We start from the raw sequence: 26,695 nt of genomic DNA on the forward strand, positions 1-26,695 counted from the left end.
CTACATGGCTATGAACTCGAACATCGGCGACGGGCTCGACGGAAGGGCCAGATAGGCGAAACTGCCCCGCCGTCCGTCCGGCAGATGGAAGCCGCCGTTGATCACGGTATCGCAGCCGGCATCGGTCATGCGGCGGACCCAGGGAGCGATATCGTCGACATAGAAGCCGAGGTGGTTGATCCCTTCGCCATGGCTTTCAAGGAAATCGCGGGCGGGATGATCGCCATCGAGCACCTGGATATATTCGTGATCCATGCCATCGAAGTTTCCCAGTGCGATCTTGAGAAGGCAATCTGAATTGATTCCTCTATATCTATATCCGTCTCCAGAATTAAGGCTGACCTCAAATATATTGAATTTGCCAACATCTACACCGAATTTTGAAATTCGGCCAATTTGTTCATCTATATCACGAACTGCATAGCCAATTTGTTTTGCCAGTGATAGAAAGCCATTATCCATTTTCATTCTCACCTTTGAGGAGAGGGCCGTGGACGCAGCCTTTGAAAGCTATATTGCCATATCCGCGCTCATTGCGCGTTACACCCGCCTTGTGGACCTGGCGGCCTATGACGAGTTGGGCGCCATGTTCGAGGCCGGCGAGATCACCGCCAATCGCGGTGGCGAGCCCCTGCGCGGCGCGGGCGCCATCGCCGAATTCTACGGCCGGACGAACAAAAGTTATGGGGATAGCGGGGCTTCGACGCTGCACATCGTCACCAATCTGGAATTTGAAGAGCTCACGAACGCCTCGGCCATCGTGCGCTCCTGCTTCGTCGTCCTTCAGCAGCGGCCAGAACTGCCGCTTCAGCCGATCGTCTGCGGCCGATATGTCGATCGCTTCACGCGCGGTGACAGAGACTGGCGCTACGCGGTCAAGCATATCGAGGTCGGCTTGGTCGGCGACGTGTCGCATCATCTCAATATCTCGCTGTGAGCGGAGGGCGGCTCAGAAACGGTAGGTGAGGTCGAGCCCATATGTCCTCGGCGTCAGATAGCGCTTGGTGGTGATACCGAGCGAGTTGGACAGGTCGAGCGAGAATTGCGGGCCATCGGCGTCGAACAGATTCTTGGCCCAGGCGGCCAATTCAATAGTGCCGCCGCCAACCGCGATATTGCCCCAGGCAAGGCGCGCATCCACAAGCGTATAATCGGGGATGAAACTCAGGTCGCTGCTCAACGGGCTCTTGGCGAGCGCCTGGCCACCACCGATGGAGTCCCCGCGCCATGCCACGTCGGTGCGCGCCGTCAGGCGGCCCGAATCATTGTCTAACAAAGTGAGCTCGGCGCCGAAGCTGGCGCTATGCTTGGGCGTCAGCGGCTGGACCCGCGCATTGCCGACATTGGTGAATTCGCAGCCGGGCTGGCCGACCGGCACGCACAGGGTGAAATCCTTCACGTCATTGTGGAGATAGGCATAGGAGCCATTGAGCTGCAGGATCGGGATTAGCCGGACCGAAGCCTCCAGTTCGATGCCGCTGATGCGGATCTTGCCGATGTTCGAATTGGTCGTCTGAAAGCCTACTCCACCGACACTGGGCTCGGTCAGGACGGTCTGGAGATCCTTATAATCGCTGATGAAACCGGCCAGCGCGATCGTCGCGCGCCGATCCCAGAAACTTCCTTTCAGCCCCAGCTCATAGGAATCGACCGTTTCGTCGTCGAAAGGCGTGCGTAACTGCTCGCTCGTCGCCGACGTGCCGTTGAAGCCGCCGCTGCGCCATCCCTGGGCGTAACGGAAATAGGCGGTGAGATCGTCCGTCAGTTCGTAGCTCAGGAAGGCACTTGGCGAGAGCTTGTCGAACGTCTCGGACGCGCGATCGAGCGACGCAATCGGAAACACGTCGTTGATCAGGACGGTGACATCCTCGAGAATCTTTTTCTCAGTGGTGTAGCGCAGGCCAGCGGCGATGGTGGCGCGACCGTCCAGGAAGGCCGGCTTCCATTCAACCTGACCATAAACCGCATAGGCCTTGTTATCGATGCTGAAGGTGCTGTCCTGCTTGACGGTTCCCGCGCCGAACACGCCCGTCGCATGGGTGAAGCCATCCTCCTCATAGTAAAAGAAGCCCGCCACGATTGAGAGTTGGTCGTCGAGCAAGCTCGCGACGCCCTGTATCTCCTGCGTGAAGGTCTTCAGCTTGTTGATCTTGCCGAAGTCGGCCATCGCGAGCGGCGTGCCGTCGAAATCGGTCGGTTCGTTATCATGCACCTTGCGCTGCGCGGTGATCGATCGCAGCGTCAGATTCTCTGACGCGCGCCACTCCGCGGTCAGCGCATGGATCCAGACGTCCAGTTCGGTCTTGGTGCCGTCCGCAAAGGCGGCAGGATCGGCATTATAGCCGAAGGTCAGTTCCTTTTGCCGGCTGTCGGTCTGATATTGGGTAAGCAGTCCGGTGAAGTCGGTATCTAGCTGATTGGCGGGCGGCGTCTCCCGGATGTGGAGTCGGTCGAACGTATAGTCGATCGTCCAGTCCGGCCCCGGCATCCATCGCAAGGCTGCGCGTCCACCATAGCGGTGCCGGCTGTCGGCCGTGCGGTCCGCACCCAGATCCTTGACCCAACCGTCGCGATCGAAATAGCGCCCGCCCAGGCGCACCGCCAACGTGCCGAGCCCGCCGAGATCGGCCGATGGCAAGTCGACACCCAACCTCAACTCCCGCGAGTCATAATTGCCCAGCCCAACCATGGCATCGACATGGAAGCTGCCGCTCGGCTTGCGCGTCACCAGATTGACCGCGCCCGCCGGCGTATTCCGGCCATAGAGCGTCCCCTGCGGGCCGCGGAGCACCTCGACCCGTTCAAGATCAATGAAATCGAAGATCCCACCGGCAAGCTTGGGCGCCAGCACGCCATCGATATAGACGGCGACCGGGCTGTCGGCAGTGATGACAGAATCCGTCTGGGTGATACCGCGCATGCTGATCGCATAGGTCGTATTGCCCGAAGCCTGCGGGATCAGTGTCAGGTTCGGAACGAATAGCGATAGGTCTTCGGCCGTCTGGATCTTGCGGTCCTCCAGCGCATCGCCGCTGAAAGCCGTGATAGCGATCGGCACGTCCTGCAATGCCTGCTCGCGCTTCTGCGCGATGACGACGATGTCGGCCCCTTCAGCTTCGATCGCGCGCTCACCCGAAGGCGCTTGCGCAGTCTGGGCCGATGCCGTCGTCGATAGCGCGCAGCAGGTCGCTACCGAAGCCAGCGCATGCGCAAGAACGCCCGGCCAAAATGGCCGACCCCGGTTCCTCATGGCGCCTCTCCCCTTGGCCCATCGTTTCGATGGGTCCGATGGATTTCATGCTTACTCTACGGGTATATATTCGAGCAGTTGGATCATTGTGCCGCCGGGCATCATGTCGGTGTTGAGATACACCTCGTGTATCTTGGTCTTCTTGCCGTCATGCGTGCCGATAAACTGGTAGTCGATGACCGGTTCGATGCCCTCGGCCTTGAGTTTCTCGAGAATGGACTGCGTATCCTCGACCAGAAAGCAGAGATGCTGGAGACCTTCGCCATGCCGCTTCAGGAACCGCGTGTGGGTGGTCTCGCCCTTGGTGACCTGGACGATCTCGATGAAGAAATTGTCGTAGAAAGCGAGCGCCGCCCGGAATGACGGTTTCGCGGGCTTGCCATCGACCAGATAATATTCGGCCGTCTCCCCCATCTCATAATCCTGGATGTGGAACGGGCCCATGCCGAAGACGCGCTCATAAAAGGCCGCGGCCTTGTCCACATCTTCCACGGCGATGCCAATATGCGAAACCGGTCCCAATCGGACGACAGGCTCAACCATGAGCGACCTCCAGTCTAAGTGCGATTGGAGTAAATCATCGTTTTTGGTCAATTACAATATAATTATGGTCAGTTCCGTTTTCCAGGTGCTCCAAGTCGCTGCCATCGCGAACCACGCATCCCCATAAATCTGAATGAACGTCAGGGATTGGGTAACCGAAATCGGACACCGACCGTCTGCTTCTGTCGGCGACGCCGGACCTGTTCCTCATGCGAGCGCCTCCCGCCCCAAACCGCTTCCGGGACATGAATGAGGCCGTCGCAATACTCGACGCCGGGTGTCCGGTCGGCGGTGAGGAAGACCGGGCCGTCGAGGTCGACGATCGAACAGAACTGGCCGACCAGATATGCCGGCGCCATTGCCAGCGAACTACCGATCATGTTTCCGACCATGGCTTCCAGCCCGAGCGTCCGGGCGCGGGCGATCATCCGCAGCGCTTCGGTAAGGCCGCCGCACTTGTCGAGCTTGATGTTCACGACCCGGTAGAAAGGGGCGAGCCGGTAGATATCGGCCGCGATCTGGATGCTCTCGTCGGCCGCGACGGGAATAGGGAGATCCAGCGAGGCCAGTTGCGCGTCGCGGCCGACCGGGAAGGGTTGCTCTATGAGCTGGACGCCAGACGCTATCAGAGCCGGCATCAACTGTTGCAGCGTTTCGGCTGTCAGGCTGCGATTGGCGTCGACACCGAGCCACGCGTCCGGTTGGGCGGCGCGAATGGCGAAAATGCGGTCTGCGTCGTCGCCGTCGCCAATGAGCTTGATCTTGATCGCGCGAGCCTGCGTATAAGCCAGCGCTTTCTCTGCCATTGCCGCCGGGCTCGCGCTTCCAACCGTGAAGGTGGTCAGGAGCGGTCTTGGCTGCGGCATGCCGAGCAGTTGCCATACCGGCGCACCGGCCCGCCGCGCCTGCAAATCCCACAATGCACAGTCGAGCGCGTTGCGCGCGCCGCCGGCCGGCATTCGTGCGGTGAGAATATTGTGATCCAGCCCGTTCCGGATCCAGTCTTGTGCTTCATCGAGCGTGCGCGTCATCCGTTCCGGATCGTCGCCCAGATAGAAGACGCCGGCTGCCTCGCCCACGCCGACATGGCCATCCGATTCCAACCGGACCTCGATCGTTTCCACATCGTGGAACACATGATCGCTGATCCGGAAAGGTTCGCGCAGCGGCAGGCGGATGCGGCCGACCTCCATGCGGGGTCGGCAAGGCTCCAGCCGGGCGAGCACCGCATCGAGATCGGGCGCCGGCGCTCGAATGGATTCGGTGTCTGTCATAGGCCCGGGCTAAGCGACGTTAGCTTTTCTGTCTATGATGGAGTGATATCGCAAAACTGTCATACCTGCCTGTTTCGCGAATCGGCAGATCAGGACGTCGATCGCCGCGGGCGCGGAGGCTGGTGGCCCGCATAGCCGGTGAAGATCTTGTGCAGGCGCGTCAGCTTGTCGAGCCTTTGTTCGACATCCGCTCCGATCAGCTTGACCACATTGTTCAGCAAAAGGTGAACGGCAGTGACGAGGGTGACCGGCGAGCTCCAGAACATGCCCGTTTGCGTCGGCACCGCGATAACATGCGGGGTGAACCGCGACGCCCAATCGCAATAGACGTCGGTGAGAATGACCGTTGGGATGCCATGCTGGCTCGCCTGTTCGGCCATCAGCCAGGACTGACGGGAATAGCGCCGAACATCGACGATGACGAGGCAGCGATCTTCCCCGTCGCCAGCAAACACGTCCGCATAGCTGCCGGCGCCGAGATCCACGAGCTGCACGCCATCCCGCATATACTGGAGCCGATTGGCGAGCAGCATCGCGATGCCGCGCTCGCTCTGAAAGCCCGCGACATGGACGGTGCGGGCGTGCGCGAGCAGCTCCACCGCTTGCGTCCAGCCGGGCGTCTCTGCCAGTCGATAGACTGCGAGCAGCGCGTTGATTTCCCGCTGGCAGTTGCTGTCATGCTCGCTCGGATGCCCTGGACGGTCGACGAACTCGACGAACTCTTCGCCAATCAGCCAGGGCAACGCCTCCGCCGTGCTGTCCTTCAGTTCGTTCTTCAGCGCCTTGAAGTTGCGGTAGCCGAGCTTGCGAGCGAAGCGGCCGATGGTGATTTCACTGACGCCCACTTTCTCCGCCAGCGAATCCCCAGTCTCGAAGCCGAGCACCGCACAATGAGCGAGGATATAGGCCGCGACGGCCCGGTCGGCCGCCGTGTAGCTGTCGATCTCCGTCTGCAGTCGCCGCAGCAGCGGCACATTGGGGATTGCGGGCATCACCTGTGTTCCGCCGTTCCGTGCATCCTGATCGTCGATCATTCGCTGCCTCCCGTTCTGCGAACATCGACTAGCGCGGAATGTTAGTTTTTTCAATCAAACTATCAATTGACAGAAATATGTCACATGGCGCTTCATTCGCGGTGCCCTGGGGGGACATCGGGGCAAGGGGTGTCGAAGGCGGACGAGCCGGAGGGGCTCTTTCCAGTTTCGATCGAAGACGAGGGGCCACGCGATGAAGATGTTCGATGGAAATCCCGGCATGGCGAACGCGTGGCCGCGGATGGGCCGGCTGGCGCGGTTGCTGGCGACCGGCGGGATGGCTGCGCAGGCCGCGCTCGCCGGAACCGCGCATGCCCAGGATACCCAGCCGTCCACCGCCGCGGACGGCGATATCATCGTCACCGGCTATCGCTATCTGAGCGAGGATACGAGCGGCACGACCAATCTCCCGTTGCCGGTAGAAAAGGTGCCGCAGGCGATCAGCCTCGTGAGCGAGGATTTCTTGAAGGCGGCCGATCTTCGCACGCTGGGCGAGGTTGCCCAGCACACGCCGGGTGCGATCTTCGCGGGAAATCCGCAAGGGTTCGGATCGGTCGTCAAGCTGCGCGGTTTCACCGGCGGTACCGCGATCGACGGCCTGACGGTCGGCTCGCTCGATTATGAGCCCGATTATGCGACGATCGAGCGCATGGAAATCGTCAAGGGGCCGGCATCGGTCGTCTATGGTGCGGCCAGCCCAGGCGGGCTTATCAACCTCGTCACCAAGTCGGCGAAAGCCGATACGGCAAGCTATGTCGAGGCGCTCGGCGGTTCGTGGGACCGGTGGCGGATCGAAGGACAGCTTGCCGGCGCACTCAATGCGGAAGGCACGGTGCGCGCGATCGGCATCGCGGCGCACGAGGAAGCTGACAGCTTCATGAAGATCGCCAATTCGTCGAAGACGGTGATCTATGCCGGGCTCGACTTCGACATTGCCGACGGGTTCACCGGCTATGTCCATGGCGGTTATGACCGCTATCGCCGCTCGGCATTCGACGGGATTCCGACCCTGCCTGATGGCTCGCCAGCGCCGGTCGGCCGCTCCTTCTTCATCGGCTCGCACGATTTCAACCTCACCAGCAAGGTGGGCCGCGTCAGTGCGGGACTCGACTGGGAAGTTTCGCCGGTCTGGTCGATCAGCCTGAAGACAAACTACCAGAACACCGATACGGACGGCCCCTCAGCCTTCGGTTTCGGGCTTGAGGAAGATGGCGATTTCCTGATCGCGGCGCAGAATTTCCTCAAGAACAAGCGCGAGGATTTCAGTGTCGGCCTCTCCTCGATCTACAAGCTCGACGAGACCGGGCTCATGGACAGCTTCATTTCTGTCTCCGCGCTCTATCAGGACACCGAACTCACCACGGTCGGCGGCCTTCCTGATTTTCCGGAGGGGCCCGTTGCCGAGGCGAACATATTCGACGGCGTGAAGGCGATCGAAGCGATCATCAACACCGCCCAGCTGCCGGGCTTCACGTATGAATATGGCCAGCGGCTCGAATATCTGACGCTTTCGGGCCAGGCGGTGATCAAGGTCGCAGATCCGGTGACGCTCCTTGCCGGGCTTTCCTGGTCGAAGCCCGACGTCAGCAGCCGGCTCGACGGACCATGGGTCGATTACAGCCGCGGCGGCGAGATGAGCTATCGCGGCGCGATCACGGTTGAGCCGATCAGCGGGCTCAACGTCTATGCGTCCTACAGCGAATCCTTCCAGCCGCAGTTGCGCGTCGATGTCGATGGTGCGGTGCTGCCGCCGCTGACGGGCAGTCAGTATGAGATCGGCGTGAAATATGTATCGCCCGACCGGCGCCTGTTACTGACCGCGGCGCTGTTCGATCTCAACCAGAAGAATAAGGGGCTGTTCGTCGAGCAGGGCCCCGACGGCACCGATCGCTACAAGGCGGTGGGCAAGACGCGGCATCGCGGGCTCGAACTGGAAGCCGTTGGGCAGATCACCGCGGCCTGGCAGATCCATGCGGGTTTCGCGCTGCTCGACCCCAAGATCACCCGCGATGACAATCCGGACGTCATCGACAAGACCGTACCCTTCCTGCCGAAGAGCACGGCGAGCCTTTACACCAGCTATGAGTTTGGCGGCGGTGCCTTTGTGGGCGGCGGCATTCGCTATGTCGATTCGGTGAAAACCGATTTCGATCGCGTGACCAAGGATCTGCCGTCCTATTTCCTGGTCGATGGGTCGATCGGCTATGATTTCGATCGCTATCGGGTCCAGCTGAACGTCAAGAACATCTTCGACGAGCATTATTACATCAACAATTACGAGACGCTCTTCTACGGCAATGTCGTCGGTGAACCGCGCAGTTTCGCGGTGTCCGTGCGGGCGAACTTCTAGGGCGAGCGGGCGGCGTGGGAGAGCGTGTGATGACGGTGCACAAGTGCCACCTGCCCGGCTTCGCAGCGCTCTCGGCGGCGTGGCTGTCCGTGCAGCCCGCATTCGCGGCGCCTCCCGCATCGGCGATCGTCCACGACGTCGTCTATATCGGCGCGCGGGCGATAGATCCGGAGACCGGGCTCGATGCCGTTCGCAACATTGCGGTCGATGCCGACCGGATAACCACCATCACCGCCGATCCGGTCAAGGGGCGGCGGATGATCGATGCGCGCGGGCTGATCGCCGCGCCCGGCTTCATCGATCTGCATTCGCACGCCACCAATGCGGAAGCGGCTGGCTATCAGGCGAAGGACGGCGTCACCACGCGGCTGGAACTGGAGATCGGCGCCTATCCCGTCAGGCGCTGGTACGAGGTGCGGCAGGGCCGCGAACTCCTGAACTACGGCACCAGCGTCGGACACACGCCGATCCGCTATTTCCTGCAGAAGGGCGGCGGTGCAGCGGGACTTGAAGCCCTCGGCAGAAGGGAAGCCTTCTTCTCTGGACCGGAGATCGACCGACCCATTCCCGACGCCGCTTATGGTCAATTGGCACCGCTGCTGCAGGAAGGGCTGCGCGAGGGCGCGATCGGAATCGGCAGCGGCACGCAATATGCGCCCGGCATCACCTACAAGGAGATGCTGGACGTTACCCGGGTTGCCGGCAAGGCGCACACCTGCGTCTTCACGCATGTCCGCTACGGCAGCCTGGTCGAACCGGACAGCACGTTGGAATCGGTGCAGGAAAGCATCGCCAATGCCGCAGCGACCGGCGCCTGTGTCCATGTCGTCCACATCAACAGCATGGCGATGTCGGATGCGCCGCTGATGGTGGACCTGATGCGCGGGGCGCGCGACCGTGGTGTCGACGTTTCGACCGAGATCTACCCGTGGGGCGGGTCAGTGGATTCGATCCGCAGCGTCATCTTCGATCCCGGCTGGGAGAAACGCTGGGGCGTCACCGTCGGCGACCTGCAGTCCCGCAGTACCGGCAAGCGGCTGACCCAGGCGGAGTTCGATGCGCTGCGCGGCGGCACGGCTGACGACGGCGTCATCATGCACATGAACAGCGAGGCGACGATCACAGCCCTGCTGCGCGATCCGATGGTGATGGTCGCGAGCGACGGCGGCGATATCGCCGGCCCCAACAGCCATCCGCGCTCCGCCGGCACCTTCGCCCGCATACTCGGCCATTATGTGCGCGAGACAGGCGTGTTGGCCTGGAGCGAAGCGATCCGCCGGATGGCGCTGATGCCGGCGCAGCGGTTGGAGGCCTTCGTGCCTGCGATGCGTCGCAAGGGCAGGCTTCAGGCCGGTGCGGATGCGGATATCGTGCTGTTCGATCCGGACAAGGTTGGCGCGCGGGCGGCGTATGGCGATGCGGCGCGCTATTCCGAAGGATTCAACTACGTGATGGTGAATGGCGTGCTGGTCGTCGATCAGGGGAAACTCGTACCCGATGTACGGCCTGGCCGGCCGATCCGTTCGGAGATCAAGCCGTGAGTGACGCGCCCCTGACCGTGGTGCTCGATCTACCGCGCCCCTATCTTCTCTTCGTCGGCGATGCCGACGACACCACCTTCCTGAAGACGGGACTGGGCCTACGCGACTGGGCGCCGGACCTGTGCGTGGCGGAACATAAATGCGACGGCGCCCGTGCGACGCTGGGGCTGCCGCTTATGGACCCACGACAGGCCTATGCCGCCGGCGCGCGCTCAGTGGTGATTGCGGCGGCCTCGATCGGTGGCAGGATCCGGCCGGCGTGGATTCCGTGCCTCGTCGAAGCGCTGGAGGCGGGCCTGGATATCATCAGCGGCGCGCATGACCGGCTTTCCGCCGATCCGCGTCTGAGGTCGGCCGCCGACGCGCTTGGCCGGCGCCTGATCGACGTGCGTACTCCACCCCCAGGTCTGCCAATCGCCACCGGACGTCGCCGATCGGGCAAGCGGCTGCTGACGGTCGGCACCGATTGCGCGCTGGGCAAGAAATATACCGCGCTCGCCCTCACTGGCGCGTTCCGGGCGCGCGGGCTTGCCGTGGATTTCCGGGCGACAGGGCAGACGGGCATCATGATCGCAGGATCAGGCATTCCGATCGACTCCGTTGTCAGCGACTTCGTCGCGGGTGCGGCGGAGGCGCTGAGCCCGGACGCCGCTCCCAACCATTGGGACGTGATCGAGGGACAGGGATCGGTCTTCCATCCGTCCTATGCCGGCGTGTCGCTGGGGCTGATGCACGGATCGCAGCCCGACATGCTGGTGCTCTGCCACGCTCATGGGCGCGAGCTTATCGTCGGCTTGGATGGTTATCCTCTGCCGTCGATCGAGGAAGCCGTGGCGCTATCGCTCAGGCTTGCGCGACTGACGAACCCGGACGTGCGTTGTGCCGGCGTTTCACTCAACACCGCAGGGCTGTCCGATGAGGATGCCACCGCACTGATTGCCCGTCGCATCGATGAATGGGGATTGCCGGTCGCCGATCCGATGCGCCCCAGCCCGCATTTCGATCGGCTGGTGGAGGCCTGTATCGGCTGATGCGCACCCTTCTCGCCTTCTTGCTGGTGCTGGGTTTCGGCACCGATGCAGTGCACGCCGCCGAACCAGCGCGCTTCGAGGCCGCGCTCGCCGATGTTCGCGCAATGGTGGAAGCGGTGCCGGACGAGTGGGGGCTGGTGGTCGCCGTCACCGATCGCGACCGGATGCGCATGGTGGCAACACATGGCTATGCCGATATCGATCGGCGCCTGCCCGTCACTGCCGACACCCGCTTTGCGATCGGATCCATATCCAAGTCGTTTACGGCCATCGCCCTGATGCAGATGACGGATGAGGGGCGGTTCGATCCCTCGGCGCCGATCGCGCATTATCTGCTCGGTTTCCGGCCGCGATCGGCCTTTCCGTCGATCACCGGTCATGCGCTCCTGACGCACACGTCGGGCCTGCCCAATTATCTGCATCATCTGGCATCAATGCGCTTCCTGATCGCGGCGCTGAACGATTGCGAGCTGCGTTATCCGCCGGGCGAGCATTTCTGGTATTCGAATGCCGGGTATCAACTCCTTGGCTATGCCGCCGAGCGGATTGATGGTCAGCCCTTTCCGGTTATCCTGCAACGACGGGTGCTGGACAGGCTGGGCATGGCTGCCACCAGCCCCCAGATTGACGATCGGCTGATCGGCCATATCGCGAGAAGCTATGTCCGGGCACCCGATGGCAGTCGTCGCGATGCGCCGTGGTTTTCCTATCTCTCGGCGGACGGCGGCATCGTCTCCACGGCGGCGGACATGGGGAGCTATGCGCGGATGCTGCTCGGCCGGGGTGAGACGCCCTCCGGCCGACTGATCTCGGCGCGGGCGTTCGACCGGTTCTCGACGCCGGTTCTTGACGATTACGGCTATGGCGTGGATGTGCTCGATAGTGGTCGGGTGCTCGCGCACAGCGGATCGATCGCGGGATTTCAAGCCTATCTGAACGCAGATCTCGCCAATCGCTTCGCCGTGATTTTCCTCGGCAACGGGCCGATCGACCGGACCTTGCGCGACCGCATCATTGCGCGCTTGACCGAGGGTGCGAGCGGCCAACCGCGCAAAAGCCGGGAAACGGCACCACGCCCGTTCGCACCGGCCACGAGTTTCGCAGGGCGTTTCGCAGGCGGCGAGAGCAAGGAACTCGTGTTCGAGACCGGTCCGGGCGGTGGGCTGGTCCTTCGCGAAGGAGGTGCTTCGCTACCATTGACCCGTTTGGCGAGGGATCTCTGGGGCGCCTATCTGGCGACAAGCGGCCCGCGCACCTTCCACTTCTTTCGTGATGCTGCGGGAACGGTGACAGACGTTTCCGAAGGCATATCGAGCTTCGTCAAGGACGGTACCCACGTCGCTCGCGAGCCCGAAAGCTGGCGGCCGCTGACCGGCCGTTACATGGCCCATGGCGAGGAAGGTCCCGGCGTGCGGATCTTCGTGCGCAACGGGCAGCTGATGATGATCTATGCGGATTCGAACGCGCCGCCGACGGCGCTGGTGGAGGACAAGCCAGGCCGGTTCCGCTTTGCCGAACCGGCTTTCGCGCCGGAATGGCTCAGCGTCGACACCATGATCGACGGGCAGGCCCAGCGGCTGATGCTGAGCGGCGTGCCGCTGTACCGGATCGATCTGCCTTGAAGTGGGCGTGGTTCGCGCCGCTGGCCGCAAGCCTGCTTGCCACGCCGGCGCTGGCTCAGCGGGCTTCGGCCTCGGATGCGAATGCCTTCATCGAATGGGCGCGCGAACATGCCGTGCCGTTGCCCGAGTGCAGCCCGCAATCGGCGTCGAATGCCCTTCAGGCCACTGGCGCTATCGTAGGCAACGCTCGTGTCGTCGCGCTGGGCGAGCCGGCACACGGCGCGCATGAGCCGCTCGCCTTTCGTAACTGCCTGTTCCGCTATCTGGTCGAACATCACGGCTTCACCGCGATCGCGATCGAATCCGGCCTCAACGAATCCCGCCGGCTGCAGGATTATCTGTCAGGTGGTGCCGGCGATGCCCGCCAGCTTGCTCGCGAAGGCTTGAGTTGGGGCTTCTGGCGGTTCGGCGAGAATGTCGAGCTGATCGAGTGGATCCACGTCTACAATGCCGATCCCAGGCATGAGCGGAAGATCCACCTCTATGGTATCGATATGAGCGGTGGAGAGCGCAGCGGCGAATGGCGCAATGCGCGGGTCACGCTGGACGACAGTATCGCCTATCTCATGCGTGTAGCGCCGCAGCTCTCCGCGAGCAGTGTCGAGGCGATCAAGCCTTTTGTCGGTCGGTTCACCCAGCCCGGTTATACGGCTCTCCCAGCAGCAGAGCAGGTGAGGCTGCAATCTGCCATCCTCAATTTGACACGCTTCTTCGACCGCGAAAAGGCCGGCCTCGTGGCCGCATCGTCAGAAAGAGATTGGGCTTGGGCAAGGCGTAATCTGGTGCTCGCGCGACAGCTCGAGGCCATGTTCCGCGTGTCGCGCGTGCCATCAACCGGCGATGACCTGCAGCCCGACGATTACAAAGCCGATGCCGTGCGCGACACGGCGATGGCGGACAATCTCGAATGGGTACTGGAACAGGAAGGCAAAACTGGGCGCGTGCTGCTGTTCGCCCATAACGGGCATATCGTGAATGCACCCACTAGGGGGGGCATTTGGTCGATCTATCGCCACCCACCAAAATCAATGGGCCAGCATCTGCGCGTGAGCCTGAAGCAGAGCATAATGATCCTCGGCACCTCAGCCGGGCGCAATGGCCCGGGGCTTCCGCCTGATGATAGAGAGGCCGGAACTGTCGACCGGGCGCTCGAAGCAACCGGGATCGAGCACTTCCTGCTCGACCTCCGGGCCGGAACCGAGAGTTCCGCAGCAGGGTGGATCGAGCAAGAGCAGACTTTACGTTCAAATTTCACAAGCGAGAATATTATTGTTCCGGAATCCGCGATTGACGCAGTCGTCTTCTTCGAGCGCCTGAACGCTACCCGACAGTGACCCGGAGACGATAAAGCCTCCGTTCTGTCGGCGAAGCAGGACGGTGAGCGTGTAAGGGAAATCCCTGCCCGATCTCAGTGACACGCCCGATTGAAGCATGACTGCAGCCCGATAGGAGTGAAGAAACGGATCCGCCTGTCATCTTACGGTTCCGAACTCTCCTTGTACGGATCGGAGCGCCAGTGATGACCACCGTCGAACGCCAGCCCACGCAGTCGGTGGCTGCCCGGCTCAGTGATCAGGACATCAGCGACGCCTGGATCTACCTGCTCGGCCGCCTCCTGATCACCCGCCAGCAACAGGTAGATTTCGACGAGGAAGGCTTTGTCTGGAACGAGCTGCTCCATCGCAAACCCGGCCAGGTCGATTGGCCCAACCCTAATCTCGACGTCGCTTATTCCGAGGCGTGGGTGGCGATCGACGCGCACAGTTTCCTGCTGGTTACGGTGCCCGTCATCGAGGGCCGCTATTATGTCGTCGAATTTCTGAACGGCTGGGGCGAGACCGTCGCCAATATCAACGAGCGCGTTTATCCCGATCACCCGAACGGCCTGTTCGCGGTTTGCCTCGAGGGCAGCAATGTCGAGATTCCTATCGGCGCGCAGCGCGTAGATGTGCCTGTAAAAGTCTCACGCGTGCTTCTCCGGGTGGAGCTCGGTGCCAATTGGGATGAGGCCATCGCGCTCCAGCACCAGTTCAAGTTCAGGATCCATGGTAATCCCGAACTGCCGGCCATCCCGCGAACGGTGATCTTCGACATGGCAGCGCTCCCCGGCGTCGAGGCGTTCGATTCCGCCGCGCTCGCGCTCGATACCGAACGAGATCTGAGCCCCGGTATGGAAACGCTCCAGGCCAATAGCCGGGCGATCGCCGCCGCTATCGAAGATCCGGTCGAGCGCGAACGGATCGACCGGATCGTTCGGCAAAAAGCACACCGGGATTTCGCCGCTGCTGCCCCCTATATCGGCCGTGGATCAATCCGGAACGGTTGGGCCCGTCCAGCATGTTGCGGCCATTGGGGTGATGACTGGTTGACGCGCACCACCGTCAATTATGGTGGCATCTGGGCCAACGTGTTTGAGGAAGTGCTCTATTATCGCGGCGCGCTGGATAGCGACGGCAAGGATCTGGAGGCCGACGGAACCTACACGCTCACCTTCCCCGCCGACGATTTGCCGTCGAAATATGCCAAATATTTCTGGTCGGTGATCGCGGTCGATCGGCTTCACCGCCGCGTTCTGCCCAACCCGCTTGATCGCTTTCTTCTGAACAAGGAGTCGAAGCTGACCTATTCGGACGACGGCTCCCTGACCCTCTATTTTGCGCCCGACCAGCCGACCGTCGCACCACAAGGCAACTGGCTCCCCACCAAAGGCAAACCCTGGAGCCTCACCTTCCGTTTCTATGGCCCCCGCGGGGGTGTCGCGGATGGCAGCTATTTTCCGCCGTCGCTGATCAAGCGCTGAGGAATGTCGCAGCACTTGTCGGCACGTGGGCTGTAAGGAATCAGGCATGAACAGTGGACGGGTTTCGGGGAGCCCGCCAGACGGTGTGGATACCGTTATGTGGGCGGCAGCAGTCGATGTGTTTGATCCACATTCTTGCGAATCGGCCGCAGACCGCGTTAGTTTTTCGACGTGGGGATCGGTGGGAGTGCCGTGACCAGGACGGCGCTCCTGCCATTTGGAATGATGGAGGTAGCGATGTTCGATGACCGCGCATATCTGGAGCGCCGTCTTCGTGAAGAACAGGCCGCAGTCGAGGCGTCCACATGCCTCGAAGCGCGCGAGATCCACCGGCAGCTCGCTCGGCAATTTGAACGGAAAATTCAAGCGATAGAAGAGGGGCGGGTTCTATCGGTGCCCGCGTGACAGCCTGACGCCGGCCATGAGTTACCCCCCCTCTCATGGCCGGCTCCCTTTTTTGCGATCAACGGGCGATCACACCCGCTCCATGACACACCGCTATCGCGCGGAGGTGGGTAGTGGGCCGCCCAGATTGAAGCGGTCGAACGATGCCGGCGGCTGTGACTCATGAAATCGCGAAGCTGCATCATCGGCACCTGCGATTCAGCGATTCCGCCCGACGTGGGTCGCTCAATGTCGATCACGAGCAGAAGAACAATGCCGAACAGGATCCGGCATGAACAGAGGGCGGGTTTCGGGGAGACCGCGAGATGGCGTGGACGACTGCTATGTCGGCGGCTGCCGCCGCTATCGCTCCCTTTATGCTCGGGTCTCGAGGTGTTCGTGGTAAACATCAAGAATCGGATGCGATTTTGGCCGCAGGGACGTCAGCAGAGCCGATCTGCTTGCCTGTGAGCCCGGGGCGACTCAGTGCACCCCGGCTGTGCCCGCACGTTGTCAATGTGGATCGAGCAGGCGAAAGTCAGGCTGAGTAATCTTTCCCCACTGACATTTTCCACGTCCAGCCGCCCCCAATAATCAGTCTCGCCATTCTGGACAGCTTCGGCGACGAGCGCACTCGCTCCCGCGACGGCTTCCTTTTCGACGGCAGCAAGGTCGGCGCGATCGAGCCCTTCCGTGTCGGGGATGACTTCATCCCCTTCCGTGAGGTGGAAGAAGAACATGGCCATTGGACATAGCTCCTCGATGCGCCGCGGAGCGTAGCAGAAATCCACGCGCACCGCCAGCAACCTGCATCAAGATCATTGTCTGAAGTTAATATCGAAAGTTCATTTAACCGAGGCGCGTTTTTACGCTCGTGGATACCTGACCGTCGCGCATGCTTGGGTTCCCCCGGCTGGAGCACGGAGCGCTCTACCCTCGTGGAGATCAGACGTCGGGGAAATATCTCAACGATAACGACGATCCGTTCCAGCCTCATCCGACTGGCCCCGGACGCGCATGGTCAGGAGGCAACGCTGCGGGTAGCGGGACCGGCAAGGTCCCTCGCCCCGCCGTCCGGAAACGGGAGGTGGTGAAATACCTCCTGCAGCACGCAAACAGATATGAATGCCTCAACGCATTGGGATAAGCATGGGCAGCCGCCAGACTAGCCAGCTTCAGGCCTCGACGATGTTGTTGCGCAGAGCGTAGCGAACCAGCTCCGCGGTCGTCCTCAAGTGAAGCTTGTGCATTGCAGCGGCACGGTGCGTTTCCACCGTCTTCGTGCTGATGTCGAGTTTGCGGGCGATCTGTTTGTTGATCTGGCCTTCGGCAATGAGCTGAACGATCTCGCGTTCGCGAGAAGTCAGGACCTTGAGCCCCGTGGGTGACGTCTTGCCGTTGAGATAATGTTTGAGAAGCGCCTCCGAACCCTTGCCTGAAAAATAGGGGAGTCCCTCGGCAAGAGCCGCGATGGCGGCTTTCAGGTGCGTTTCAGGATCCGACTTCAGCACATATCCACGCGCACCCGCACGCAGCAAATCGGCCAGGATCTCCTCCCGATCATGCATGGTATATATCAGGATCTGAATACCGGCGATTTCGCGAATCAGGGCGCGCGTCAGGTCGAGCCCGTTCAGCAATGACAGGGAGTAATCGACGATCGCAATGTCGGGCCGCTTCGCCCGCGCCAGCTCCAGCGCCTCCCTGCCATCGGCGGCCTCGGCAACAACGCGCCCGTGCGGGTTGTCGACCAGCAAATCGCTCAGGCCACGCCGCATGGCGCCGTGATCATCCGCGATCAGGATCTTGAGGAGTTTCCTATTCATAGCTTCTCACGCAAAAGCTGCAGCGAGCATTGGTGCTGCCGATCACTGGAGAAGCCTGGTTCACCACCCGCGAAGCATCCGATGCCGTCATCATCCAATCCGACCCGGGCCGCTCAGTCTTTCGGGAGATCGAACTTCAAGCTGCTGCCCAGGGCGTTGAGCAGCGCGAGCGATGGCGAAACGTTCGTCGAAGGCTCCCCGGCGTCGGCAGCGAAATCGGACTCGACGTCTGCAGCCACCTCCACGATTTCTATCGCATCCGCCACGCTGATGATGGAGCGCGCGACCAGGCTGTGAATCAGACTTTCGACGAGCAGCAGAGCAGCCTGACCGTGCGCATCCGGCTCGAGCCGATTTCGGTCGTCGCGCTGCTCGCCATTGTCGTTTGGGAACTCATCCATGACCCGCACTCCGCATCAGGCGAGAGCGCGTGCCGGTCTCTCAGCCGCCGGAGCCTGGATTTCACCGACGATCGGAAAGGGATAGCGCAATCGGCGAGGACGTCCATCACCCAAATCAACTTTCGACATTAACTTTGGACAATATTAAAATGCAGTTTGCCGTGGAATGGTGACGCGATGTCCAACCGCTTCATCCAAAAGCTGCGCGGCTTTGCAGCGCTCGATGCAGCTGAAATCGAAGCGCTTCTCGCCGCCACGTCGACGCCGCGAACGCTTGCCGCGCGCCAGGACCTGATCCGCGAAGGCGACCGGCCAGGGCCGGTCTTCGTCGTCCTCGAAGGTTGGGCATGCCGCTACAAGATCCTGCCGAGCGGCACCCGGCAGGTGCTTGCCTTCCTTATGCCCGGCGACGCCTGCGACCTTCACACCGGGCTGATCGCGGAGATGGATCACAGCATCCAGGCAATCGTGCCGGCTCAGGTGGCAACGATCTCACGCGGTGACATGGACGCGTTGATGGCTCGCCATCGTGGTATCGCGAACGCGATGTATGTCTCACAGCTGATCGACGAAGGCACGATGCGTGCGTGGATCACCAGCATGGGACGACGGACAAGCATCGAGCGCGTCGCCCATCTGATGTGCGAACTGTATCTGCGAGCCCGCAATATCGGCCTGACACAGGCTTCCCAATTGGAGTTGCCCTTATCCCAGGCCTTGCTTGCGGACTCGCTGGGCATGACCCCGGTTCATCTCAATCGGGTCCTGAAGACGCTCCGGTCCGCCGGCGCCATGACGCTCAAGCGCGGCAGCCTGCTGATCACCGATCCGGCGAAACTGGTCCATATCGCTGGCTTTGACGAGAATTACCTGCACCGCCGGCTGCGATCTACCAATGCTGACTCCTAGGCAAACTCTCGAGATCCAAGCGCTGACTTCGCCCGCAGGCAAGCTTTTCAAGGGAGCGACAAGGGGACGCAACGACGTCGATGAACCAAGGCCGGCTATTGGGCAGTATGAGCAGGAGCGTTATGTCCGGAAAGTCGGTGGGGCGGTCGTGTAGCGGCCCAAGACGTTTGCTTCGACGTTTCCTGCCCCAGCGCACGTCTCGGCACGAAGGCCGATGGCGCATCCGATCGCCTTCGACTACAGCTTGACGATCGAAGCCGCGAACAGCCGAGGATCCCGATGGCGCTTGTGAAAAAGTCCACCTTAGGATCGCGTGCCGCCGCGCGAGCGAAAAGCGCCCAAATGACCCCGAATGAGGGACCCCGGCTTCCAAAGGCTACGGTACCCAGCAAACCGCTGGCAAAACGTTCGACCAATTCGATCGACCGGATCGACCAGGCAGCACAGGAACTGGCCTCGGGCATCGGCGAGGCATCGGCTGCTGCATCCGAGCTCCAACGGTCGATGGACCAGATTTCGTCAGGCGCCGAGGAAGCGGCTGGTGCCGCACAGGAATCCATGGGCCTAATTGGTGTTCTCAATAGCCGCTTCAGGGAAGCACGCGAGCGCGCCGAAGGAGCGCAGCGTCAGGCCGAAGCCGCCCGATCGGGATTTGCAGAGGTCGGCGCCCAGATCGACAGCTCGGTCGCGGCTATCGAACTAAACGCGCAGCGCCAGCTTGCGACCCTCGAAGTCATTTCCTCGCTCGAAGTGAATGCGGACATGATCAGCGGGATAGGGGGAACGGTTGCCGACATTTCGGACCAGACGAGCCTGCTCGCGCTCAATGCAACCATTGAGGCCGAGCGTGCAGGCGAGATCGGCGCAGGCTTTGCGGTAGTCGCTGATGAGGTCAGGGTGCTCGCGGAAGCATCCGAAGCAAGTGCCGGCGAGATGCAGGAACTGGCTCGGTCTGTCACGTTGGAAATCAAGGCCATAGCCGCCCGGTTTCGCGGAGCCTCCACCCTGTCCATCGATGAGGCGTCCATCGCGCGACGCGTCATCGCAGAACTCGGCGAGGCTGCAGAAGCCCTTGGCGAACTTAACGAAGGGGCGCAGCAGATCGTCGTCGCGGCCATCGAGGCCGAAATTGCCGCGCGCGAGGCGGAGAAAGGAGGCGAGTCCATCGCAAGCGCGGCAGAGGAGCAATCGGCCGCAGCGGCCGAGGCCCAGCATGCTGTCGAGCAACAGAGTGCCTCGCTGGAACAAAGCCAGCAGACAGCCGAAGCATTGGGCCGCCTCACGCAGGATCTGCGCGGTAATGAACGCGACCAGCAGGCCGTCGAACAGGTGGCCGCCGCTGCCGAGGAATTGTCGGCAACTGTCCAGGAGCTGTCCGGCGCTTCGGGACAGATCTTGGTCGCACTCGAGCAGATCGGTCGGGGTGCCCAGATTCAGGCCTCGGCGACCGCTGAGGCAAATGCCGCGATGGGGCAGATCGAGACATCGGCGGAACTCGCCATGACACGCGCGACGCGCGCAACGGACCGGATCGCGGCGATTGCGGCAAATGTCGTCGAGAGCAGCGCCACGATCGATAGACTGGCCAAGGGGGTCGATGCGAATCTTTCCGAGGTGCGGGAGGTTCTCGGACTCCTCGCCATCCTCAACGACACCGCGCGGCGCATGGAAAAGATCACCGACAATCTGGCCCTCGTTTCGGTTCAGACCAGCATGCTGGGCGTCAGTGGGCTGGTCGAGGCGACCCGGGCGGGCGAAGCAGGGCGCGGGTTCGCCACGGTGGCGAGTGATATCCGCAAGCTTTCCCGCGACGCCGCCGCAAACGGCGAAAATGCCAAGGACGGCGTTCGCTCGATGCAGGATCAGGTGGCGACAATCCGCCGGGATCTTGAGCAGATTGCGGGTGCAGCCGAGAGCGAGATTGGGCGCAATCGCGCCGTTGTCGCCCGCTTCGCCGGGATCGCCGACGACCTTGAGGTTGCCAGGGCAGCCAACCAGGCCATCCAGGCCGGGTCGGAGGATATCCTTCGGTCGGCACGCGAGATCCGTGGCGGCACAGGCCAGATCGCCGAGGCCGCCGATATTGCATCGAACGCGGCGCGAGAAGCGAGTGCGGCCGCCCGGCAGCAAGCTCAGGCTGCTGAAGCCCTCGCGGCGGCTATCGAAGAGATCGCCGACATCGCCGCCATATTGGTGGACAAGGCGGGCTGATCGTGGGGTCCACCGCCACCGGGCAATTGCTGGCCGTGGACGCCGATGGGCAGCGATACGGCCTTCCAGCGAGGCTCGTCCGTGAGGTTGCCCGGCTGCCTCGTTTGACCCCGCTGCCAAATGCGCCGCCCGAGATCATGGGACTTGCGAATGTACGCGGGTCGGTCATTCCCGTGCTGTCACTCGCAACCTTGATGAAGCGCTCGGCGGGGAACGAGCGGCGGTTGTTGGTCCTGGCCCAAGATGAACCCGTAGCGCTGGCGGTCGATGGCATCGGTGAATTGTTCGACCCGCAGGAAACCACCAAGGTCGCGATGGAACTGGTCGACGCGCCGGCACTGATCGCGAGGACCGTCGCGTCCAAGCACAAGCGTTCCCGGTTGCTCTCGAGAACCCATGAGAGTGCCGCGGCGGCAATCGCGACCGACAGACTCTCGCTGGTCACGTTTGCAATCGGTCGACAGCTATTTGGTTTACCCGCCAATTCGGTCGATGAAGTCCTGCATTATCCGTCCGCCATCGCCGTGATGCCGCGCAGTGACGCCGTGGTTCTGGGGAGCTTCGAGGTTCGCGGAGAGCTGCTGCCGCTCCTTTCGCTGCCAGCGCTGCTGGGGCTGCCGGCCGCCGCCACGTCGAGGCGGTCGCGCGTTGTGGTCACAAGGATTGGTGGTCACTGGATTGGGCTGGCGGTCGATGCGATGGAAGCGATCGCGCGCGTTTCGGACGATGATGTAGATCCGGTGCCGATCGTCCTTACGCGAGGAGACGCAGAAGCTGTCATCCAGGCAATTTGCCGAATCGGCGACGGCAGGCTGGTCTCGGTGCTCGCCCCAGCGCATTTGGTGCGCGGCGACATCACCGCGCAATTGCTCCTTGGCGGCGCGGCGGAGCGAAGTCGCTCTCCAAACGGGCCATCCCAAACATGGGAGCAATTCCTTCTATTCAGAGTCGGCGAAGGCGAATTCGGATTGCCGATCAAGGCCATCGAGGAGGTGGCAAATCTCCCGGCAAAGCTCGCGCGCCTTCCGAAAAGCCCGGACTTCGTTCTCGGTGTGATGAACCTGCGCGGACATGCCGTCCCGATCATTGAGCAATCCAGACGATTTGGGACGGCGGCTGCGTCAGGCAGCAAGCAACGGGTCTTGATCGTCCGAGCAGGTGAGTATCGCGTCGGCTTTCTCGTCGATGCCGCGTCCGAGGTGCGTCGGCTGGCGCCATCGGCGCTCCATCCGGCGCCCGAGCTCGGCGTCGACGAGACTCGTGTCTTCGAACGGGTCGTGGCGGGCGGGGTGGATGCCGGCATCGTCCTGATCGTCAGCCCGCGCGAATTGCTCGACGGGGTTGAGCGTGACCTGGTTCTTGACCTCGCCGCACGAGGTGTGGCGCCCTCGTGATCAAGCTTTTGATCGTCGATGACTCGCCGTTGATGCGACGGCTGCTGACCGAGATCTTCGCCGCAGCCGGCGATTTCGAGATCGAAGTCGCACGCAATGGCGCCGAGGCGATCGAGCGCATCCCCAATTTCGCGCCCGACGTCGTGACGCTGGATATCCACATGCCGGGGATGGATGGTCTGGCCTGCCTTGACCAGATCATGCTGATAAGGCCCTGCCCGGTGGTAATGGTATCTTCGCTCACCGCCGAAGGGGCGGACGAGACGCTTGAGGCAATGGCCCTCGGCGCGGTCGACTTCATCCCCAAGCCACGCGGATCGGTGTCGCTGGAGATTGATGCGCTGGCGCCCGCTCTCGTCGAGAAGGTTCGTGCGGCCGCGGGCGCCCGAATTTCGCGAACGACGCGGCTGCGCGACCGGGTGCGTGCGCGTGTCGAAGGAACCATACCAGGCTCCTCGTCCAAGGCGCGGCGCGCACAACCGCCATCCAGGCTCCCCATGCCGCGACAGGTCAAAGGCGAAGGATTGGTCCTGGTCGGGTCTTCAACCGGTGGCCCGCCGGCGCTCGACGCCCTGCTCGGGCCGCTTCCTGAGAATTTCCCCTGGCCGATCGTCATTGCCCAGCATATGCCCGCTAGCTTCACCGGACCGCTCGCGCGGCGGCTCGACCGGCTCAGCGCCTTGAACATCTCCGAAGTCACGACTGCGGCGCCGTTGCTGCCGGGCCACGCTTATATTGGCCGGGGCGACGCAGACCTTATCATTTCTCGTCGCGCGGGCACTTTGACCGCGCTCGCCGCACCTGCCAGCGAAGACTATTTCTGGCATCCAAGTGTCGACCGCCTCGTCACCACCGCGATGCGCGTGGTCGCACCCGAACGCCTGATTGGAGTGTTGTTGACCGGCATGGGGGCAGACGGAGCGAAAGCCATGAGCGCATTGAAGCAGAATGGCGGCTCCACAATAGCCGAAGCGCAGGAAACCGCGATCGTGTGGGGTATGCCCGGTGCGCTGGTTGCGGCCGGCGGAGCGTCGATCATTGCCCCGCTCGGTCGCGTCGCGAGCGAGCTGATGGCCCTGCTCGCGGAATGAACGATGCTTTCACCCCTGCGATCACGCTGACGACCGAGGAACTCAAGCGAATCGGCGACCTTCTCTATCGCTGGACCGGCATGATCTTCGGCGAGAAGAAGCGCTATTATATTGAGCGTCGTGTCGGCGAGCGAATGGCGCGCAACCAAATCGCCGACGCGCGGACTTATCTTAGCCTCGTCTCTGGCCATACGGGCGAACGCGAGGCCCTGATCAACGCCTTCACGATCAACGAGACCTACTTTTATCGTGAGAAGCATCAGCTTGCGGCCCTCGCCCGCGAGATCCTGCCCGAAATTGTCCGCACCAAACGTCCGGGCGATCTTGTGCGGATATGGTCGATGCCGTGCTCAACCGGCGAAGAGGCCTACTCCATCGCAATCTGGCTGCTCGAAAATTGGCCGCTGGTCGACGCCTATCATATCGAGATTGTGGGTTCGGACATCGACACGCATGCGCTCACCCAGGCCCGCGAAGGACGATATGGCAAACGCGCGCTCGCCCGTTTGCCTGCTGTGGTGGCCGAAAGCTATTTCGAACCCGAGCGCAATCATCGGCGCCAGATCATCGAGGATCTCCGCGAATCCGTGCACTTCGCGCCGGCGAATATAATTGACGGGCCGAGCCTTGCCCCCCTTGGCCGCTTCGACGTCATCCTGTGTCGCAACCTGCTCATCTATTTCGATGACGAATCGCGGCGGATTGCTGCGGAGAATCTCTACGCTTGTGTTGCGCCTGGTGGCTATGTCTGCCTTGGTCACAGTGAGTCGATGGCCCGGATGAGCGACCGTTTCACAATGGCTCGCCTTGAAGACGCAATCGTATATCGTAGGCCGTGATGGACGAGCTGCTGGCGCAATTTCTCATCGAGGGCCGCGATCTTGTCGCCCAAGCGTCGGCCGACCTCGCGGATCTTGCGCACAACCCCGGCGCACGACCCGTGATCGACAGCGCGTTTCGCGCCATTCATACGCTCAAGGGGTCTGTCGGCATCTTCCCAATGGGTCCCGCCGAGCGCGTGCTCCATGCCGCCGAAGATGTTCTCGAGCAGGCGCGCAAAGGTACCCTGCCGCTGGACGAGGATGCCGTCTTCGGTCTCGTCACATGTGTCGATCTTGTCGATCGCTGGATCGATGAGCTTGAGCAGTCCGGTACCGTAGGCCCTGAAGCGGACCGCGCAGCGGCCATGGCCATCGCGGCGCTACTGGGAACGGACGGCGAGTTCACGGAAACAACAACCAACGGGGCGGCCACATGGCTCGACGCATTGGTCGATCGCTCTGCGGAGCCGCTACTTGAGGCGTCGTCGCGGCTCGTCGCGTTCCATTATGCCCCGCATGCTGATTGCTTCTTTCGCGGCGATGATCCACTGGCCATCGCAGCAGCCGTCCCCGGGCTGGTTTCGCTCCAAATCCTTCCGCGCGACGGCGCGTGGCCCGGGCTGGACGGGATCGAGCCTTTTATTTGTGTGTCGATCCTCGAAGGCCTGAGTGCTGCGCCGCTCGACGAGGTCCGCGCGGCGTTTCGCCTAGTATCCGATCAGGTACAATTTGAGCTCGTTGAACCCCACGCACATGTTGGTGAGGCCGGAAACCCGAATGCCGGTGCGGCGACCGTGCTGCGTGTTGACGTCGGTCGGATCGATGCCCTTGCGGATGGACTCGGCGAACTGGTCGTTTCGGCGAATGCACTGGCGTCGCTTGCCGAGGATGCAGCGCGAATGGATGGCGCACTTGCATCGCGCATTCGCGCCGCCCAGGCCAGAATCGAGGGCCAGATCGCCAATCTGCATCGCAGCATTGGCCAAGTCCGCCTCGTGCCGCTCGCACCCACTCTCCGCCGTCTGCCCAGGATGGTCCGTGAGATCGCCGAGAGCCTAGACAAGCGCGTGGTCTTTGCAATGACGGGCGATGCGATCGAGGTCGACAAGCAAATCGCCGACGGCGTCTTTGAGCCGCTGCTCCATCTGGTTCGCAACGCCATCGACCATGGAATCGAAGACAGTGATGGCCGGCGTGCGGCAGCAAAGTCCGCCGAGGGCAAAGTTTCGCTTGGCGTGCAGCGTGACGGCAACGGTATCTTACTCACCCTCTCGGACGATGGCGCGGGGCTCGACCCCAGCCGCCTGCGCGAGGTGGCGATTGCTCGCGGCGTGCTGACCCTTGATGCGGCAGCGCAACTGGACGATCGGGCGGCTCTCCGCCTGATCTTCGCTGCAGGTTTTTCGACCGCGACCGAGATCACGCCGATTTCCGGGCGTGGCATTGGTATGCATGCTGTCGAGACCGCAGTCGAGAAACTGCGGGGCAGCATCGAAATCGAGAGCACGAGCGGGGTTGGCACCCATTTTCGCTTGCGGCTGCCTGCCACTTCGCTGACTACGCGATTGCTTGTCGTCGCCGTCGGCGAGCATCGATATGGTGTAGCTCTCGACCAGATCGTCGAGACGGTTCGCGTCGCAAACGATGCCTTGATACCCGTCGGCGAAGGCCTGGCCTGCATTTTGCGCGGCAAGACGGTGCCGGTGTTGAGTCTTGCGAAACTGCTTGGCGATGACCAGCAGCCCGGCCCGAATGCCAAGCTCCTCGTCACCCGATCGGGAGGAGATCGCGTGGCCTTGCGTGTCGATGGCTTTGCCGATCGTATCGACACAATCGTGCGCCCGCCGAGCGGTCTTCTCGCCACCATTCCCATGGTCAGCGGGTCGGCGCTGCTGGGCGATGGCAGCGTGTTGCTGGTCCTTGATTTACCCGAGTTGACCGCATGACCGTTCATCTAGACGGAAATATCATCCGATTGTCGGGGCGCTGTCTTGCCGAGGACGCAGAGTTGCTGCTCACGGCACTTCGGGAAGGTCCGGAATGTGTCGTAGACGTGGATGGCGTCGAGAAACTGCATCTGGCAGTCGTGCAGATCCTGCTGGCCACCGGACGGCCCGTTCGAGGCACGCCGGACAATCCGGTCATTGCACATCACCTGAGCACGCTGCTGCCATGACAGCCGGGCCGGAACGCGCTAAGGCTTGGCCCAAGGG

Annotated in this window: 23 protein-coding genes; 15 read left to right on the forward strand and 8 right to left on the reverse strand. The window is 62.2% G+C overall.

The window, feature by feature from the left end:
* The gene (locus ACFB49_RS16745; protein ID WP_380872404.1) at window positions 1-462 is read right to left on the reverse strand and encodes a VOC family protein; all 462 of its coding nucleotides are present in this window, start codon (window positions 460-462) and stop codon (window positions 1-3) included.
* Between the two features lie 28 nt (window positions 463-490).
* Here ACFB49_RS16745 and ACFB49_RS16750 point away from each other — a divergent pair, with 28 nt between their 5' ends.
* Window positions 491-937 (forward strand): nuclear transport factor 2 family protein, encoded by a 447-nt coding sequence (locus ACFB49_RS16750; RefSeq protein WP_380872406.1) that lies wholly within the window; start codon window positions 491-493, stop codon window positions 935-937.
* A gap of 12 nt (window positions 938-949) precedes the next feature.
* Here ACFB49_RS16750 and ACFB49_RS16755 read toward each other — a convergent pair whose 3' ends face one another.
* The 4 genes from ACFB49_RS16755 to ACFB49_RS16770 form a co-directional block, all read right to left on the reverse strand.
* Window positions 950-3,250: a TonB-dependent receptor gene (locus ACFB49_RS16755; RefSeq protein ID WP_380872408.1), complete on the reverse strand. Its 2,301-nt coding sequence runs from the start codon at window positions 3,248-3,250 to the stop codon at window positions 950-952.
* 51 nt (window positions 3,251-3,301) lie between these two features.
* The gene (locus tag ACFB49_RS16760) at window positions 3,302-3,793 is read right to left on the reverse strand and encodes a VOC family protein (RefSeq protein WP_380872409.1); all 492 of its coding nucleotides are present in this window, start codon (window positions 3,791-3,793) and stop codon (window positions 3,302-3,304) included.
* Between the two features lie 140 nt (window positions 3,794-3,933).
* Window positions 3,934-5,067, reverse strand: a complete 1,134-nt coding sequence (locus tag ACFB49_RS16765; protein WP_380872410.1) for a dipeptide epimerase — start codon at window positions 5,065-5,067, stop codon at window positions 3,934-3,936.
* Window positions 5,068-5,156: 89 nt separating this feature from the next.
* Window positions 5,157-6,101 (reverse strand): MurR/RpiR family transcriptional regulator, encoded by a 945-nt coding sequence (locus tag ACFB49_RS16770; protein ID WP_380872412.1) that lies wholly within the window; start codon window positions 6,099-6,101, stop codon window positions 5,157-5,159.
* Window positions 6,102-6,294: 193 nt separating this feature from the next.
* Between ACFB49_RS16770 and ACFB49_RS16775 the strand changes: the two genes are divergently transcribed.
* The 7 genes from ACFB49_RS16775 to ACFB49_RS16805 all read left to right on the forward strand — a co-directional run bounded on the left by ACFB49_RS16775 (window position 6,295) and on the right by ACFB49_RS16805 (window position 15,850).
* The gene (locus ACFB49_RS16775) at window positions 6,295-8,451 is read left to right on the forward strand and encodes a TonB-dependent siderophore receptor (protein WP_380872413.1); all 2,157 of its coding nucleotides are present in this window, start codon (window positions 6,295-6,297) and stop codon (window positions 8,449-8,451) included.
* 29 nt (window positions 8,452-8,480) lie between these two features.
* Complete coding sequence (locus ACFB49_RS16780; RefSeq protein ID WP_380872414.1) at window positions 8,481-9,992, forward strand: amidohydrolase family protein; 1,512 nt, start codon at window positions 8,481-8,483, stop codon at window positions 9,990-9,992.
* Window positions 9,989-11,023: a DUF1611 domain-containing protein gene (locus tag ACFB49_RS16785; RefSeq protein WP_380872415.1), complete on the forward strand. Its 1,035-nt coding sequence runs from the start codon at window positions 9,989-9,991 to the stop codon at window positions 11,021-11,023. Before ACFB49_RS16780 ends, ACFB49_RS16785 begins: the two co-directional genes overlap by 4 nt.
* Complete coding sequence (locus tag ACFB49_RS16790; protein WP_380872416.1) at window positions 11,023-12,645, forward strand: serine hydrolase domain-containing protein; 1,623 nt, start codon at window positions 11,023-11,025, stop codon at window positions 12,643-12,645. Before ACFB49_RS16785 ends, ACFB49_RS16790 begins: the two co-directional genes overlap by 1 nt.
* Window positions 12,642-13,979 (forward strand): erythromycin esterase family protein, encoded by a 1,338-nt coding sequence (locus ACFB49_RS16795; RefSeq protein WP_380872417.1) that lies wholly within the window; start codon window positions 12,642-12,644, stop codon window positions 13,977-13,979. Before ACFB49_RS16790 ends, ACFB49_RS16795 begins: the two co-directional genes overlap by 4 nt.
* A 185-nt stretch (window positions 13,980-14,164) precedes the next feature.
* Window positions 14,165-15,445 carry a DUF1214 domain-containing protein gene (locus ACFB49_RS16800; protein ID WP_380872418.1) on the forward strand — a complete coding sequence of 427 codons (1,281 nt, stop codon included), beginning with the start codon at window positions 14,165-14,167 and terminating at the stop codon, window positions 15,443-15,445.
* Between the two features lie 237 nt (window positions 15,446-15,682).
* Window positions 15,683-15,850 (forward strand): hypothetical protein, encoded by a 168-nt coding sequence (locus ACFB49_RS16805; protein WP_380872419.1) that lies wholly within the window; start codon window positions 15,683-15,685, stop codon window positions 15,848-15,850.
* 422 nt (window positions 15,851-16,272) lie between these two features.
* On the opposite strand, the gene ACFB49_RS16810 is transcribed toward ACFB49_RS16805, so the two are convergent.
* The 3 genes from ACFB49_RS16810 to ACFB49_RS16820 all read right to left on the reverse strand — a co-directional run bounded on the left by ACFB49_RS16810 (window position 16,273) and on the right by ACFB49_RS16820 (window position 18,056).
* The gene (locus tag ACFB49_RS16810) at window positions 16,273-16,575 is read right to left on the reverse strand and encodes a DUF6894 family protein (RefSeq protein WP_380872420.1); all 303 of its coding nucleotides are present in this window, start codon (window positions 16,573-16,575) and stop codon (window positions 16,273-16,275) included.
* 429 nt (window positions 16,576-17,004) lie between these two features.
* Complete coding sequence (locus tag ACFB49_RS16815) at window positions 17,005-17,655, reverse strand: response regulator (RefSeq protein ID WP_380872422.1); 651 nt, start codon at window positions 17,653-17,655, stop codon at window positions 17,005-17,007.
* 113 nt (window positions 17,656-17,768) lie between these two features.
* Window positions 17,769-18,056 carry a hypothetical protein gene (locus tag ACFB49_RS16820; RefSeq protein WP_380872423.1) on the reverse strand — a complete coding sequence of 96 codons (288 nt, stop codon included), beginning with the start codon at window positions 18,054-18,056 and terminating at the stop codon, window positions 17,769-17,771.
* Between the two features lie 177 nt (window positions 18,057-18,233).
* On the opposite strand from ACFB49_RS16820, the gene ACFB49_RS16825 reads away from it, so the two are divergent.
* The 7 genes from ACFB49_RS16825 (at window position 18,234) to ACFB49_RS16855 (ending at window position 26,658) form a co-directional block, all read left to right on the forward strand.
* Window positions 18,234-18,965, forward strand: coding sequence for a Crp/Fnr family transcriptional regulator (locus tag ACFB49_RS16825; RefSeq protein WP_380872424.1), 732 nt, complete (start codon window positions 18,234-18,236; stop codon window positions 18,963-18,965).
* 279 nt (window positions 18,966-19,244) lie between these two features.
* The gene (locus tag ACFB49_RS16830) at window positions 19,245-21,176 is read left to right on the forward strand and encodes a methyl-accepting chemotaxis protein (protein WP_380872426.1); all 1,932 of its coding nucleotides are present in this window, start codon (window positions 19,245-19,247) and stop codon (window positions 21,174-21,176) included.
* Between the two features lie 2 nt (window positions 21,177-21,178).
* Window positions 21,179-22,570: a chemotaxis protein CheW gene (locus tag ACFB49_RS16835; RefSeq protein ID WP_380872427.1), complete on the forward strand. Its 1,392-nt coding sequence runs from the start codon at window positions 21,179-21,181 to the stop codon at window positions 22,568-22,570.
* The gene (gene cheB / locus ACFB49_RS16840; protein ID WP_380872428.1) at window positions 22,567-23,661 is read left to right on the forward strand and encodes a chemotaxis-specific protein-glutamate methyltransferase CheB; all 1,095 of its coding nucleotides are present in this window, start codon (window positions 22,567-22,569) and stop codon (window positions 23,659-23,661) included. Before ACFB49_RS16835 ends, cheB begins: the two co-directional genes overlap by 4 nt.
* A complete protein-coding gene (locus ACFB49_RS16845; RefSeq protein WP_380872429.1) occupies window positions 23,658-24,500 on the forward strand; it encodes a CheR family methyltransferase in 843 nt (280 codons plus the stop codon). Before cheB ends, ACFB49_RS16845 begins: the two co-directional genes overlap by 4 nt.
* Window positions 24,500-26,428 (forward strand): chemotaxis protein CheA, encoded by a 1,929-nt coding sequence (locus ACFB49_RS16850; protein WP_380872430.1) that lies wholly within the window; start codon window positions 24,500-24,502, stop codon window positions 26,426-26,428. Before ACFB49_RS16845 ends, ACFB49_RS16850 begins: the two co-directional genes overlap by 1 nt.
* Entirely contained in the window at window positions 26,425-26,658 is a 234-nt protein-coding gene (locus ACFB49_RS16855; RefSeq protein WP_380872431.1) for an STAS domain-containing protein, read from the forward strand. The genes ACFB49_RS16850 and ACFB49_RS16855 overlap by 4 nt, the downstream gene beginning before the upstream one ends.
* Window positions 26,659-26,695 lie beyond the last annotated feature (37 nt).

Source organism: Sphingomonas sp. DBB INV C78, assembly GCF_042693015.1.
Lineage (GTDB): Bacteria > Pseudomonadota > Alphaproteobacteria > Sphingomonadales > Sphingomonadaceae > Sphingomonas_E.

Excerpts from the sequence above, each read along its gene's own strand:
- ACFB49_RS16755 (WP_380872408.1), bottom strand. The coding sequence starts at position 3,250 with ATGAGGAACCGGGGTCGGCCATTTTGGCCGGGCGTTCTTGCGCATGCG.
- ACFB49_RS16775 (WP_380872413.1), top strand. The coding sequence starts at position 6,295 with ATGAAGATGTTCGATGGAAATCCCGGCATGGCGAACGCGTGGCCGCGG.
- ACFB49_RS16770 (WP_380872412.1), bottom strand. The coding sequence starts at position 6,101 with ATGATCGACGATCAGGATGCACGGAACGGCGGAACACAGGTGATGCCC.
- ACFB49_RS16830 (WP_380872426.1), top strand. The coding sequence starts at position 19,245 with ATGGCGCTTGTGAAAAAGTCCACCTTAGGATCGCGTGCCGCCGCGCGA.
- ACFB49_RS16850 (WP_380872430.1), top strand. The coding sequence starts at position 24,500 with ATGGACGAGCTGCTGGCGCAATTTCTCATCGAGGGCCGCGATCTTGTC.
- ACFB49_RS16800 (WP_380872418.1), top strand. The coding sequence starts at position 14,165 with ATGACCACCGTCGAACGCCAGCCCACGCAGTCGGTGGCTGCCCGGCTC.
- ACFB49_RS16790 (WP_380872416.1), top strand. The coding sequence starts at position 11,023 with ATGCGCACCCTTCTCGCCTTCTTGCTGGTGCTGGGTTTCGGCACCGAT.
- ACFB49_RS16815 (WP_380872422.1), bottom strand. The coding sequence starts at position 17,655 with ATGAATAGGAAACTCCTCAAGATCCTGATCGCGGATGATCACGGCGCC.
- ACFB49_RS16820 (WP_380872423.1), bottom strand. The coding sequence starts at position 18,056 with ATGGATGAGTTCCCAAACGACAATGGCGAGCAGCGCGACGACCGAAAT.
- ACFB49_RS16760 (WP_380872409.1), bottom strand. The coding sequence starts at position 3,793 with ATGGTTGAGCCTGTCGTCCGATTGGGACCGGTTTCGCATATTGGCATC.
- ACFB49_RS16805 (WP_380872419.1), top strand. The coding sequence starts at position 15,683 with ATGTTCGATGACCGCGCATATCTGGAGCGCCGTCTTCGTGAAGAACAG.
- ACFB49_RS16825 (WP_380872424.1), top strand. The coding sequence starts at position 18,234 with ATGTCCAACCGCTTCATCCAAAAGCTGCGCGGCTTTGCAGCGCTCGAT.
- ACFB49_RS16845 (WP_380872429.1), top strand. The coding sequence starts at position 23,658 with ATGAACGATGCTTTCACCCCTGCGATCACGCTGACGACCGAGGAACTC.
- ACFB49_RS16780 (WP_380872414.1), top strand. The coding sequence starts at position 8,481 with ATGACGGTGCACAAGTGCCACCTGCCCGGCTTCGCAGCGCTCTCGGCG.
- ACFB49_RS16765 (WP_380872410.1), bottom strand. The coding sequence starts at position 5,067 with ATGACAGACACCGAATCCATTCGAGCGCCGGCGCCCGATCTCGATGCG.
- ACFB49_RS16810 (WP_380872420.1), bottom strand. The coding sequence starts at position 16,575 with ATGGCCATGTTCTTCTTCCACCTCACGGAAGGGGATGAAGTCATCCCC.
- ACFB49_RS16745 (WP_380872404.1), bottom strand. The coding sequence starts at position 462 with ATGGATAATGGCTTTCTATCACTGGCAAAACAAATTGGCTATGCAGTT.
- ACFB49_RS16855 (WP_380872431.1), top strand. The coding sequence starts at position 26,425 with ATGACCGTTCATCTAGACGGAAATATCATCCGATTGTCGGGGCGCTGT.